The sequence below is a fragment of the Rhodopirellula sp. UH5 genome (genome assembly GCF_056839225.1).
The window spans coordinates 5533649-5547502 of the sequence record NZ_CM166390.1; the positions used below are offsets into that span (position 1 = coordinate 5533649).

Sequence of the window (13854 nt, forward strand, 5' to 3'; positions counted from 1 at the left end):
CGGCGATGACGCTGATTTGCCCGCTGCTGGTTGCGGTGACCGTCACGTTGTCGACGGCGAAGTCGCGAATGTTGAACGTGTCGAGCGTTTCGTGGGTTCGCGAATCGATTTCGTCGTAGGACACGATCTGTTCGAAAACCGCGTTGTTGATGTTCGCATCGACGTTGGATTCGATGGTGTTCAGCGCAATCCCAACCCCGACGGACACGGCCACTCCGGTTTCACCACTGAAGGCCGCCGACAAGGCAGCGGCACCGGCGAAGGCGCGAATCAGAGACGTGTCACTGGCGTCCACGGTTACATCGTGAGAGGTCCATGCACCCGAGTCGATGTTCTTGATTTCCGCGATGGTGTCTGCCGCGATGTGGTTGGTCACAGAGGATCCCACACCGGCGACTCCGCCCCCATTCGCATCGCTGGCCGCGGCTGCCACCGCGACGGCGATCACCACGGTGCTGATCCGCTGATCGCTGGTCGCAATCACGTTCACGTCGCCGTTTGCGGAAATGGTCGCGCCATCGATGATCGCGGTCGTGGAGGCATTGCTCAGACCGTCGTTGTCGTATCCGATGGAGTTTGTGGCGACGGAAACACCGAGCGCAAACGCGGCTCCGGTTTCACCACCGGCTGCAACTGAGGCGCTGACCGCGACGATGGTTGACAGAACACTGCCTTGGTTGGCGGCATTGACGTTGACGTCCCCGGCACCGGTGCCTGCGGTATCGGTTCCCGAATGGACCGTCGAATCGGAAATCTTCGCGGCCGAGGTGCTCGTCACCGTGTTGTGAGAGAACGCACCGCCGCCTGAGACGGCCACACCGGATTCGACACCGCCACCCAATGAGACGGCTGTGGCGGTGGCGATGGAAGAGAGGGAAAGTTCAAAGACTTTCAGTTCGCCATCGATCTCTTCGATTGAAAAGGAGTCGCCTGAGACTCGGTCCACGACCATCCAGCCCGTGCCGACACTGATCGCTTCGGTGGGATTGTTTGCATTGACCGCTTGCTTGCTGAACTGTTGAGTGATGTCCATTTCAGGGACGAAGTCAGCAGCGATGACTTCGCCGTAGATCTGCTTGTACAAGCGCAGCTTGATTGCATTGTCTCCGGCCTGATCGGCCTGCTCTTCGTTGCTCGCGCCATCGACCTCGGCATTCGCGGCATCGTCCAGTCGAGCGGCATTGACGGCGTAGTCACCGGTTTGGTCAAGCGTTTGTCGCAGTTTGCCCTGAACATGCGTGCCAACCATCACGTTGCCACCGGCGGCGAGAGTGGAAGAATCGATCGTCGAGCCGAGCGTGGTTTCGATGAAGTTGTTGGAGATCGAGGCGGAAATGTCGATCGCAACTCCGGCTGCATCCGAGCTCGCGCCCAGTCCCAACGAAGCCCCAATGGCCAGCGTGTGAATGCTAGCGGAATCATCTGCCTGCACGACAATGTCTGTTCCCGCGGTGACGTGGGAATTCCCCTCGATGGCGGCGGTGACGGATCGAGTGATGTCGGCCGAGGCGTAGGAACCGCTTGCTGAGACAGCGATGCCGTTGCCACCTTCCGAATTCCCCACGGCGATCCCACCCGCAATGGAAACCGTGTCGATTTGATCGCTCACCTCGGTCTGAACGTTGACATCGCCGCCCGCATTGACGGTTGAGTCATTGATCTGAGCGATCAGCCCGCCACTGATTTTGGTCGCCGCAATCGAGGCACCGATTGCCACGCCGACGCCCGATCCTTCGCCGGGAGTGGCTCCCAATGCGAGCGCCACCCCGCCCGCGTCGGACGACACCTTCGACGTGTCTGTGGCGGTGACGTGGACGTCTTGCGTGGCGATGATGTCCGCTGCTTCGATCTTCGCGGCGGTGTTCGCCGTGATCGTGTTCCAGCTCGCACTGCCCGCCAAACCGACTCCTAATCCACCACCTTCTTTGGCGGCCGGTGGAGCCGCACTGATGGCGGCGGAGGCAGCCACCGACACAATCTCACCAGATTGATTGGTGGTGACGTTGACATCGTGAGCGTTGTGAATCGTCGCGTTTTGAACGATCGCTTCGGTGGTGGTGTCGATGATCGCGCGACTGAAGGAACCCACCAGCCCCACGGCGTTGTCGTCAGCGATCACGAGCGCGCCAGCACCCGACAGTCCAATGGTGGAACCGGAGTCATCGGCGGAAACAAGCAGGTCGCCACCGGACAATCCGATGGTGCCCGATGTATTGATGTTGGCGCGTGTCGTTCGGGTGACTTCGTTCCACGACGCGACGCCAGCGATCCCAATGCCGGTGCGGCTGGATGTGGGGGATGCGTCTTCCGAGGAAGCACCGCCGCCATCGACCTCTTCCTCGGTTTCTCCAGCCTTGGTGTTCGATGCGGAGGCGCCGGCCAGCCCAAGACCGATTTGCCAGCCCGTGGAATCGGCACTGACTTGGACACGGGTCGCGGTGATCGCTGCGTCTTGACCAACCAACGTGTCGTTGTCGATTCCCTCGCCATCGCCGATGATCGCTCGGGTATCCCGAGTGCTCTGTTGAACGTTGACGCTGATCCCCGCGCCCGACGATTTGGCTCGCATCACGCCACCGGCCATTCCGGTTTGGATTTGGTTGGAATCTGCGGTCACGTCGATCACGCCACTGTCAATCGTGACACCGTCGTGGACGTGAGCGATGGTTTTGTGTGTGCCATCGAATGTGTTGACGCTGCCCGAGACACCAAACCCGCCGGACTTGCCGCCTGCCAAGGCGATGTTGAGGCCGAAGTGATCTTCCGTGGCACTGACTTTCAATTTTTGATCGTCACCGGTGCGGACCATGGCACCCCGCTGAATCGTGGCTTGGGTCACAGTGTCGAGCACGTTGACAATCACGGAACCACCGATGCCACCTTTGCCAGAGGTGTTGTTGCTGATGATCGCACCAGGCGACAACGAAGTCGGTGCTTCGACGGCGGTGTGAACCAATCGTGTTTCTGTATTGGCGTCGACGGTCACTGTCTGCGTCGCAGCCTGCCACGCAGCGTTTTGGTTGATTCGGGTGAAGTCCCCGATCGTGGCCAAGGATTCGGTGTGATATTCCGCAACGACCAGTGTGCCCGCAACGGTGTACTTTGCGGCACCGTCTGTGCCTGTGTTTTCTCCGCCGATTGCCGTGGTCGCTCCGCCGGAGGGATTGCTCAGCAACGTCCCAACGGTTTTGGTGATGTTTTCCACACGGTCGAGTGAAAACCCGTCGGTCTCGAACGCATCGTGAATGCCGGTCCAATTCTCGGGCTCGGCAAACAATGGCAGCGCGAGTTGGCTGCGAACAGTGAGTTGGCCGCTGGCATCCAGCTGCGCCCCAGAAAGGATGTCCGATCCGCTTTCGATGACGGCTTGAGATGAGTTGTGGTACACGCCAATGCTGATCCCCACTCCGGCAGCCACTTTCTTTTCTGTGCCGCCGACTTCACTGCTGTCACCACCATCGGTCACGATCTTCCCCGAGGTTTGCGTCTTGAGACGGTTTTCGATTTCCGAATCGATCGAGACGTCCACGGATGATGACAGCACTGCAGTCGCCGCAATGGTCGCGGCCACATCGTGAGTGACGACATTGATGGCGACGCCACCTGAGACGGTGAACAGATCGTTGCCTTTGCCTTCGCCTCGCTGCAGATCGGTTGCCGTCGGTCCTTGCTGCGATTGGCCCCATTCCTTGGTGCTGTCGAACGATCCCGCCAGCCCGCCGACCAAGTTCCCTACTTCGTTGCGGCCATTTTTGAGTTTGGTGAGGAACGGTGCGCCCCCGGTTGCGGCGCCGACGGTCGACGAGTTCGCCGCCGTCAAAGACGCCTTCACCGAGACGCCTTCTGTCGCGAGCGGGTCCACCAATCGGTGCGTGGTGGTCGTTGCGGCGGTCGCAACCGGGATGGCGATCAGCGTGATGGGTGCGGCGTTGATCGCGTCGCCTTTGGACGCCGACAAACGAATGGAGTTGTCGTCGATGACCGTTGCATAGTAAACGCCGCCATCGACCAATCCGTCGATGGCCGGGTCAAGGAGGATGACATCGGCAGCCACCTCCAATGCATGCCGCGATCCAGCTGGACCAGGACCGGTCAAATCAACGATCGCCGCCGGTGTGGACTCGGTTGCAATCGTGGTCAAGCGGATGTGATCCGCATCCACAGCGTCAATGGTGTACTGGGTTCCTGCGTTGAGTCCGCCGATCACGCCGCCGTCCGCAAGGTATGTGACCACTTCACCGGTCTCAAATCCATGCGAGTCCAATCGGATCGTCTCGCCAAATGGATTGGTTGTCGGGTCGACTGAATCCGAGTTGATGACCGGACCAGCGGTCGGGTCGAATTGCAAACGATTGACCGGCGGTTGCACGCGAGTCGGCACGAATGTCAGTGTTCGCGCAACCGGTTTGGAAGAATCGTTGTCCGTGTAAACGTCCAAGTGGTGTTCATCGCCGATGCCGGCGGCGGAAAGGTCAATGACGTCCGCAGGAGTGCCGCCATCGGGAGTGACGGGGCGCAATTGCAATGAATCGCCGCTGGTCGCCAAAACCTCGTAGTCCGTTCCATCGGTCAATCCGCCGATCGCCACGTCACCGGCATCATGGCGATAACGGACGATCACGCCGTCGAACAACTCATGACTCGGGATGGCGATCTCATTGTCGGTGACGTCCAAGTCGCCGCTGATCACCGCCAAGACGTGTTCACCAAACTGAATCGTTGCGGAATCATCGAGGTCAACCAGGACCAGCGAATCGGGGCTCGCGGACAATCCAAACCGGTCGTCGTCGATGGAATCGACGACGACGTAGTAGTTCTGATTGTTGACAATCTCACCCGGTGTGCTGTTGTCCCCAGCCTCATAGTTCACCAGGGTGCCAGTCGTCAGTCCGTGACCAGGGATGACGAATTGATTGGCCACCGGGTCGACAAGCGGAGTTGCCCGAGTGCCGTCAAATTCGGTCGCTTTGGTTTCAAACGAGAAGGATTGATTTTGATTGTCGTGGAACGTGGCCAACAGAGTTCTGGCCGTTCCCGCGAATGCTTCGGTGCGGGTGTTGGCTAACTGGATCGACTCGGCGTCATCAGAGATGACGTAGTAGGTGGTGCCGTCAATGAGACCGGCCGACGAGCTTCCTGAATCGCCGCTGACAGCATCGACGCCCGCGTGATACGTGATCGCTTGACCGGTGAACAACACATGACCCGGCATGGCGAGCGTCTTCGTCGCCACGTCAACCGAGTGAAAGCGAGCGTGCTGGGTCGTCAGCTGAGTGCTGGATCGATCCGCGTCGGTTCGGTAGGTGATCTCATCACCGGTTTGCAGCCCGTGATCGGGAATGGTGATTTGATCCGTCGTCGAATCCACCACGCCACTCGCGTTGGGAACAAATGTTTGTGCCACTCCTGCGTACACAAAACCGTGCGAGTTTCCGACGCCAACGTCAGTCAGGTCCAGTGGCGTGGAATCATTCTCGGAAGTCAAACCGGCGAGTTGAAATTGAATTTGGGTGGAGTTCGATCCAGGCACAAAACCTCGGTTCACAACCAGGTAGTTTTTCCGGTCTTCCAGGCCACCGATTGCCTGCGGTTCGTTGTCGTCGTCGCTGCCAGATTGGTACGACAGCACATACCCGTTTTGGATCGCTTCGAAATCGTTGACTTGGTCCTTTGTCAACGTGATCGTGTTGTCTGTGAGATTGACCGAGGTGGCCGGATCGAACAGCGAAACTTCCGTGGTGTAGATCGAGTGGGTCGGATGATCGCTGGCGTCGTACGCGGACAGCGTGTCCGTTGACAGGTCAATGGAACGCTGGCGGACGACTTGGAAATGATCGTCGTCGATTTTGACCACGAACAACGATTCGCCACTGGTCAAACCAGGCAACGGGAAAGCCTCGTTGTCACCAATCGGGATCGCTTCATAGTTCAGTGGGTCGCCGGTTTCGAAACCATGATCTTCGGCGTGGATCGTGGTGCTTTGGGTCGGCACTGAATCGTTGTTTAAATTGACACCTTGGAAGGTGCCGGCGGCCGTGAGCTTTCCGGCAACGGTGGCCTGGATGTCAGCGGTGTCCACCGCGACAGCGAACCCGAGTGCCACGGTCGCGTCGACATTGATTCCGACGCTGGCGGCGGCGTTGTTGGTTCCGACGCCCGTTGCGTTGACGTTGATGCTGCCGGCCGTGGAGGTCACGACGACGCCAGAGTCAATTTGAGTGTTGCTGACCGAATCCGAGACGCTGACAGCGGCGGCCGCACCGGCTGCTTTGGAATCAGAGGTCTTGGTCTTCACTTCTTCCAAGCTTTCTTGGCTTTCCAACAGCGGCCCTTCAACGGATTCGGACTTCTCGATGCCGTTGTCGTTGGTGGCCGAGGCTTGCACATCGGCAATGCTGTCGGCGTTGGAACCGATCGTGATGGTGCCGGCGGCCTGAATGGACGTGCTGCCTTGCAAGAACGTTTGGGCAGAAGCGTCGGAAATGCTGACACCGACCGCAACCGTCCCCAATCCGCGAGAGACGGCCCCGGTGCCAAACTGCATGTTGGCCAACGCGTACGTGGTCGCATCAGCGGTGGCGTCGGATGTGATTTTGACGGTCCCATCCGCTGTGATCGTCGCTGAATCGAGCGTCACGGTTGACTCGCTTTCGCGAACCATGACGGACACCGGCATCGGCAGCGGTGCCAAAGGGAACAGAGAGTGCAGTGCTTTGTGGGTGTAGCCGGAGATCACCTCAGGAACGACGGTGTCGATGTTCTTGTCGCGAGCCTCGGCCGTGATTTCGACATCACCACTGGCCGTGATGATGGCAGAACCAATGCTCACGCTGGTGTTCTTCTTGCCCACGCCGACCGGACGCATCGGGCTGACCAGCGAAGAGATGCGCTGCGCATCGAGCGTGATGTCCTTGCCGATCAATGCGACGCCATCTTCGATTTTGACAAACCGGTCCGACAAAAAGACGTCTGTGAGATCAATCGGTAAGTTGCTCGCCACCGACAATCCGGACTCCGCGCCAACGCTGTGCAGCGAGAGGTCGCCCGCGGTGATCTGGGCGTTGGCATCAACTGTGATCTGCTCGCCGATGATCGTGAAATCAATCGCAGGACTGAGGTCAATCGTGCCGCTGACGTGGATCGTGTCTTCGCCGAGGTACGCATCGATCTTGATCGAATTGGCCGACGTGGGGATCTCCCATCGTGTTTGGTCCGTTTGACTCACGGGAGGGACGACTTCCAAGCCGTCGAGGTACACCGTCAAGTCATGGTTGCCGTCAACGATCAAGTTTCCCGAGTCTTGCGAGACCTGAATCGAATCGTACAGAGCCGACCCGCGTACTTCGTAGTCGCCCGCCATCAGTTGCCGTGATTCGAGCGATTCGAATCGAGCCGAACGTCGATGACGCCGACGGTTCTTCTTCGTTTTGGATCGACTGTTGGGACCGCTTTGTTCCACGCTGGAACAGTTTGCGCGGCGAAGTTGAAGTCCACGCAGTAAGTCATCGATGTTCATCGTCAGCCTGTTTCCATCCATGGAACGAAACATGACCGCCGTTTCTTGAGCGAAATCCCAAGAAAACGGCGAATTCATTGCAGCAGGAAATACTCAAATTGAAGGCGCATCGCTAGATGAGTTTCACGCAGGAAACTGTCACCATTTTGATGTCTGGTTGATCTTGACGCGGGCGTTCTTGTTTGGATAAGCCTCAAGCAGCCAGGATCTTCTTGGTGCCGCTCAACCCTCGCTGTGAACAATGGTTCACCCGACCGCATCAACTCTGAACGATCTCTTGAAACTGATGACTCAAAAAATTGATTGGGTTGGCATCACTTCCCGATGCCTCGTTGGGGCCAATCTGCTGGTCATTGGATGGTCGTTTTCTGGCAAAGCGTCGGCTCAGTCACCGCAGAACGATTCGCCGGCGAGTGGGTATTCCAGTTCATTCGATAGCGTGACGGATCTGCCGGCGAACGAGATCGATGACCTGATCGACCAGGCGTCTTACGCTCAGTGGACGGAAGCAGCTGCCGCTGATGGCGGGGTGACCATTCACAATGGTGCCGATTCGTCGATTCAATTGATGAATCTGGAACGCCGGCTGGCCCAACAGGAATCGCAACTCGCTCGATTGCAGAATGGGCCTGCTCGGCCGGGCAAGCTGTTTGCACGCTATGAAAGCGTGATTGTGCAGCCCGTGCAGAGCAATCAAACCGCCTTGATCGTCCAAACAGGCGACGAAGAGTTCGCAACGGTCATGTTTCCATGGGAAATGAAGCACAGTCCCCGTGTCACGCTTGGTTACGAACCACCAAGCAACGGTGTCGGATGGCAACTTCGATACTGGCAGTTCGATCACGGCCAGTCCTTTGTTGCCAGTGAAGACAACGGCATCATCCAGCCGGGATGGCGAGCCGATGTGCCCTACCTCGTCGAAGACGGTGACGTCGCTTTGGGCGTGCAGCTCTTTGAAGAAGGCACCTTCACCAGCCGCGTTCGAGCGGATGTGATCGACCTGGAGGTCTCCCGCAACTTGATCCAACCCGTCGACGCATTCATCGGGATGCGATACGGCAAGTTCAGCCAAACGTACTCCGCCGTGACCGATGAAGGGTCCGTCAACGCAATCACCGAATTCCGAGGGCTTGGTCCTACAATGGCTCTGCGTCTGCGGCAGACATTGCCGCTGGATCGCTTGGCGATGTTCGGAACGTTGCGTGGGGCGATGTTGTATGGCAAGAAAGACTTTTTGGGACGAGAGTCCAACTTTGGCAACACACAACACGTCAACGGAATCGATTTGCGATCGTATGACGAAGGCGTGAATTCCTTTGCCGGCAGTCTCGAAATGCAAGTCGGCGTTGAATACACAATCACGGATCACTTCACGACCTTTGTTGCCTTTGAAGGCCAGCATCATTCCAGCGTCGGCGGTGTCAATCCACCGGCCACGATGGAGGGCCGCGACGGTGACGTGACTGGTGACAGTGTCCTGGACGACGACCTCAGCTTCGTCGGGCTGACCACCGGCATCCAGTTGCAATACTGATCCACGACGCATCCGTCGCAAAACATCGTCGCGAAACTCATTCCCGTCGCGAATCTCATTTTCGTAGCGAAACTCGTCAAGAGTTTCGTCCATTCCCTCTCCGAATCATCGAAACTCTTGACGAGTTTCGCTACGAGTCGACGAGCTTTCGTTACAAGTATTTGGGATCAGGGCGACGGAAGCAGGCCGTTCTTTTCAAAAAAGAAAGCGTTTGCCAAACTTCGTCCCAGCCCGCTTCACCAAACAGCCGAATGCGTGGTGCGCCAGGCAATAGGCATCCGGTGTACGGGTAGGTCTGGAAATGATCTGTCTTGACCAAGCCTTTCCGTTCGGGGTTTCTGGCGATGTATTCCATGGTGGATTCAATCGCACCGCGATCTAGTTCATGGTCCTTCAGAACATGATCGTACGGTTGCAATTGGAATTGATGCCCGACTCGTTTCAAGCAGTCGTTTGAATTCAAGCGAAACGCTTTCATGGCGGGCAACTGATCCGAGTCATCGGCGAGCCCTGCCCACAGAAGGTGGATGTGGTCGGGCATCAAACAATAGATCGGACAAGCGATCTGATAGCGAAAGGCGGCGTGGGTCAGCAATTCTCTCATCTTGTAGAGAAATCGAGCGTCGAGCCAACCGGTGCGACGACCGTCAATCGTGCACACCCAATGCACCCATGCTTCGCCCCGGTAATACTCAGCCGGCAATCGTTTTAGCCGTTGCGGACGCTCGACAGTCATCCCTTTATCGTAGCGAAACTCGTCAAGAGTTTCGTCCACTCCCTCTCCAAATCATCGAAACTCTTGACGAGTTTCGCTACGGGTGGATCGTATCGATGAGCAACGCGTGGGAAGGAAGTCGCATGGCGATCTCAGTGTGCGTCGAGCGAATGTGTTCCAGGAATTGGGCTGTCCCTGGTTGGGAGTCGCGCGAGCCTGGCAACGCGACCGTCGCAGCGTCGTGAAGCGATCGTAGCGAAACTCGTCAAGAGTTTCGTCCACTCCCTCTCCAAAACATCGAAACTCTTGACGAGTTTCGCTACGGATGGATCGTATCGATGAGCAACGCGTGGGAAGGAAGTCGCATGGCGATCTCAGTGTGCGTCGAGCGAATGTGTTCCAGGAAATCGACGGTCCCTGGTTGGGAGTCGCGTGCTCCTGGCAAACAACCTGGTTGAACGCCTGCTGGACTGAGAATGTAGTGGTGGTTCACGTCCAGGAACGTGGGGTCACGCTGTGGCATCAGGACTCGGCCTGTGCGAGTGTATTCCTCCAGCAACCTCGCTAGAGAGTCAGGCAACGCGACCGTCGCAGCGTCTTTCCAAAACGCGGTGTCGCGGCGCTGTGAAACGACATAGTGCATCAGCACAAAGTCACGCACCTGAGCGTAAACCTCCGTCATCCGTGTGTTGAATGATTGGGTGTCGCAGGAGCGTTTGTCAAAGACACCTGGCAAGATCGCCGTCGGCAAACAATCCACCAATTCATCCAGGGCGCGCTGGACCAAGAAGATCCCGGTGGACTCCAGCGGTTCGACAAAACCAGCGGACAATCCGATCGAGACGCAGTTGCCGACCCACGACATCGGTCGCATCCCCACTCGCATCGGGACAACTCGGGTCTCCATTGTTTCCGCGTCGCCACCGACCAAGTCGATCAGTTCGCTTCGGGCGTCTTCGTCGCTGATGTGAGCCGACGAAAACACATAGCCGCAACCCGTGTTCTCGTGCAGAGGGATTTGCCAGGACCAACCGGAGTTCATTCCGGTGCTGATCGTGAACGGCGGCAGTTCAGCGGAAGACTCTTCATCATCGCCCAATTCATTGCGAGGCCGACGCATCGTGATGGCGCGATCACAGATCAATTGCCCGGACCAGTCGGTCCACTTCGATTGCATCTCTCGTTCAATCAGCACACTCGCGAATCCGCTGCAGTCAATGAACAGGTCCCCTGCCACGGCGGTTTGCCCATCCAGCGAAAGGGATTGGATGTTGCCTTGCTCATCGTGGGCCGCGCCGCGCACGTCCGCGACAACGTGCTGGACCCCTTCGTTGATAGCAATCTCTTGCAGGAAGGCAGCCAGCTTTCCCGCGTCGAGATGAAACGCGTAGTTGTGCGCGAGACTCGGTTGACCAGGCGCACGCGGACCACGTCCTCGTTCGCACAGTTCGCGTTGGAAGCTGTAGTCGGTGTACTTGGATTCGACGGGGATCCAGCCCTGGCGAACTCCCCGTTGCCAGGTGTGAATCAGGTCCACGCCATCGATGGGGCTGCCGCAAATCCCAAACGGGTGCCAGTAACGGTGTTGGGGGTCGACCCAGTTGTCGAACCGAATCGCCAGTTTGTAAGTCGCACCGGTCCGGCGGATGAACTCATCCTCGTCGATGCCCATGTTCTCGATCCAATCCACGATCGCTGGGATCGTCGCTTCGCCCACACCGATCGGTGGGACACGAGCCGATTCAATCACCGTGACGCGGCATCCGAGTCGTCGTTTCAACGTCGCTGCACTCATCCACCCCGCCGTCCCGCCACCGACGACGACGATGTGTCGATCGCTGCCCGGTGGATTGCCACCAAGCTGTTGGTCGTGATGCAGCACCGTGGTGTCGTCCGTTTCCATCACGCCATTTCCTCAATTTCGTTCATTGATCGCTGGCGTTCGTGTCGCCGGTTGCGGATGGGGCGTCGCTGGGCATGCATCTGGCAGGTTCTTCCTGGTGGTCGCTGGCGGGTGGCGAGTGGGGTTCGATCACCAACGGTGGCGCGTTCGCTTTCCTGCGAAGCCAATGGATGGATTTGCCGACCGGTGGAAAGCGAATGAGTTTGGCTTCCAATTGATGCTTTCCCGGAAAGTCCAGCAGCAGGACACCGATCGCGGCGGTCAGCAACCCCTGGCCGGGAAGGATCAGCATGGCAATTCCGGCAAGCAGCAACGAGGCGCCCATCAAGTTCTTGAGGATCAGCCCTGACCATCGTAGCAGCGGATGCTGATCCGCAAACAGGGTTCGGGGCCGGTGTGGTTTGGCGAAGTAGTCAGCCGGGATACGGACCACCAGAAAAGGCACGCTGAGAAGACTGCCAACGAAAACCACGGCAGAGATGACCGCGGCCCACTGCATGGCACCTTTGTGTTCCAGGAGCTGGTCGTAGAGGTCGTTCAAAAAGTTCATTGGATGGGGGCGAGCAGACGGCAGACACGAACCAGGAACCGATAGGGAAGTGAACTTTCGGTGTACTCGGCCGCCGACGCAAGTTCGCTTTTGGCAAAATCCGCTTCCAGCATGGCTTCGACTTCCTTCGCGAATTCTTGGTTGATCATCAGCATCGTGATTTCGAAGTTCAATCGCATCGATCGGTTGTCGAGATTCGCCGTCCCAATCAGCGAAGTAGAGTCATCGATCAACCAGACTTTTTGGTGCAAGAAACCAGGCTGGTAGCGGTAGATCTGGATGCCTGCTTCTTTGGCTTCTTCCAGGTAAGAGATTCCTGACCAATAGACATGCAGGTGATCAGGGTTTTGCGGAATCAGAATCCGGACATCGACTCCGCGAAGGGCCGCCAGTTGCAACGCAGACATCAATTGCTCGTCAGGAATGAAGTACGGACTGACGATCCACAAACGGTCCTTGGCAGAATTGATTGCGTGCAGGAAGAACAGCGTTCCTGTTTCAAGCATGTCCGCCGGTCCAGTCGGCAAACACGCGGCGACGACTTCACCTCCTACCTCGCGGACGGGATTCCATTGAAGTTGGGGAAGCGATCCTGTGGCCCAGTTCCAGTCTTCCACGAAGGGGGCTTGAATGCAGAGCACGACCGGACCGCGAAGTTCGACGTGGGTGTCACGCCAGGGAGTGAGCACCGGGTGATCGCCGAGGTATTCATCACCGACGTTGTGCCCTCCTACAAAAGCCACCTTGCCGTCCACCACCACAATCTTGCGGTGGTTTCTGAAATTCAGTCGGAACCGGTTGCCTTTCCCCTGTGTTGTGTTGAAGGGAGAGATTTCGACGCCGCCGCTGCGGAGTTCCTGAATGTACTCAGGCGACAAATCTTTGCTGCCCAGTTCATCGTAGAGCACGAACACTCGGACACCTTCGGCGGCCTTTTTGAGAAAAGCGGCTTTGCATCTTTGCCCCAGGTTGTCGTCTCGCAAAATGTAGAACTGAAAGAGCACGTACTCTTCGGCTTGGTCGATGCTGTCCAGGATGGCATCAAATGTTGCTTGCCCATCGATCAACAGTTTGGCGGAGTTGCCGGTGGTGATGGGAAGTCGGCTCAGGCGGTTGAGAAGACGCGACTGGCTTTCTTCGGAGGGTGTTTGAGGTACCAGCAAGAGATCGTCTTCCTCGAGTTCCGTTCGAGTGAGTTTGACGACCTCGCTGCTTGCGAGTTGTTCGCTGCGTCGCAGCAGATCGTATCCATCAAATTTTGACTGCCCGAGTGCCCAGTACGCTGGGACGGCGACGTATGGCAGGGTATTGAGACTGACCGCCCAGGCCACAGCGCCCTGCGAGGTGCGTGTCGACATCACGGCTTGAATCGATGTCAGCGCGCCGAGCACATGCATGAACATGACAAATGCGGCAAAGGCCCGCCTCTTTTTGGACCTCGGCTCGGGGGTTTTGGCGGGAGCGTCCGCGGATTCAGAGGTTGGTTTGCTGCGTTGGAACATGGCGATGGCAACTTGTTTTGGTGACGTCCACATGACTCGCCATCGCGAACGTCGCTGAAGCCAGGGTGTGGTTCCGTCGTGACGGAGCGATTGTATCGGACGCGGTGGGAAACGTAGCCACGGTAGCGCCGAGT

6 protein-coding genes (1 of these 6 running past the window's edge) are annotated in these 13854 nt (G+C 57.8%); 1 reads left to right on the top strand and 5 read right to left on the bottom strand.

The features are described from left to right. On the bottom strand, window positions 1-7549 hold the beginning of the coding sequence (locus tag UH5x_RS19610) for a PKD domain-containing protein (RefSeq protein ID WP_482633408.1). It extends 19901 nt beyond the left edge of the window; the window shows 7549 of its 27450 coding nt (coding positions 1-7549); it begins with the start codon at window positions 7547-7549; its stop codon lies beyond the left edge, outside the window. A gap of 253 nt (window positions 7550-7802) precedes the next feature. Here UH5x_RS19610 and UH5x_RS19615 point away from each other — a divergent pair, with 253 nt between their 5' ends. After that, window positions 7803-9050: an Lpg1974 family pore-forming outer membrane protein gene (locus UH5x_RS19615; RefSeq protein WP_150122469.1), complete on the top strand. Its 1248-nt coding sequence runs from the start codon at window positions 7803-7805 to the stop codon at window positions 9048-9050. A 151-nt stretch (window positions 9051-9201) separates the two neighbouring features. Here UH5x_RS19615 and UH5x_RS19620 read toward each other — a convergent pair whose 3' ends face one another. From UH5x_RS19620 to cls, 4 genes are all read right to left on the bottom strand, one after another. After that, window positions 9202-9825, bottom strand: coding sequence for a transposase (locus tag UH5x_RS19620; protein ID WP_482633409.1), 624 nt, complete (start codon window positions 9823-9825; stop codon window positions 9202-9204). Between the two features lie 259 nt (window positions 9826-10084). Then, window positions 10085-11668: a tryptophan halogenase family protein gene (locus UH5x_RS19625; protein WP_482633410.1), complete on the bottom strand. Its 1584-nt coding sequence runs from the start codon at window positions 11666-11668 to the stop codon at window positions 10085-10087. 22 nt (window positions 11669-11690) lie between these two features. Then, entirely contained in the window at window positions 11691-12218 is a 528-nt protein-coding gene (locus UH5x_RS19630) for a PGPGW domain-containing protein (RefSeq protein ID WP_482633411.1), read from the bottom strand. Continuing rightward, window positions 12215-13753: a cardiolipin synthase gene (gene cls, locus UH5x_RS19635; protein ID WP_482633412.1), complete on the bottom strand. Its 1539-nt coding sequence runs from the start codon at window positions 13751-13753 to the stop codon at window positions 12215-12217. The genes UH5x_RS19630 and cls overlap by 4 nt, the downstream gene beginning before the upstream one ends. Between the last annotated feature and the right edge of the window lie 101 nt (window positions 13754-13854).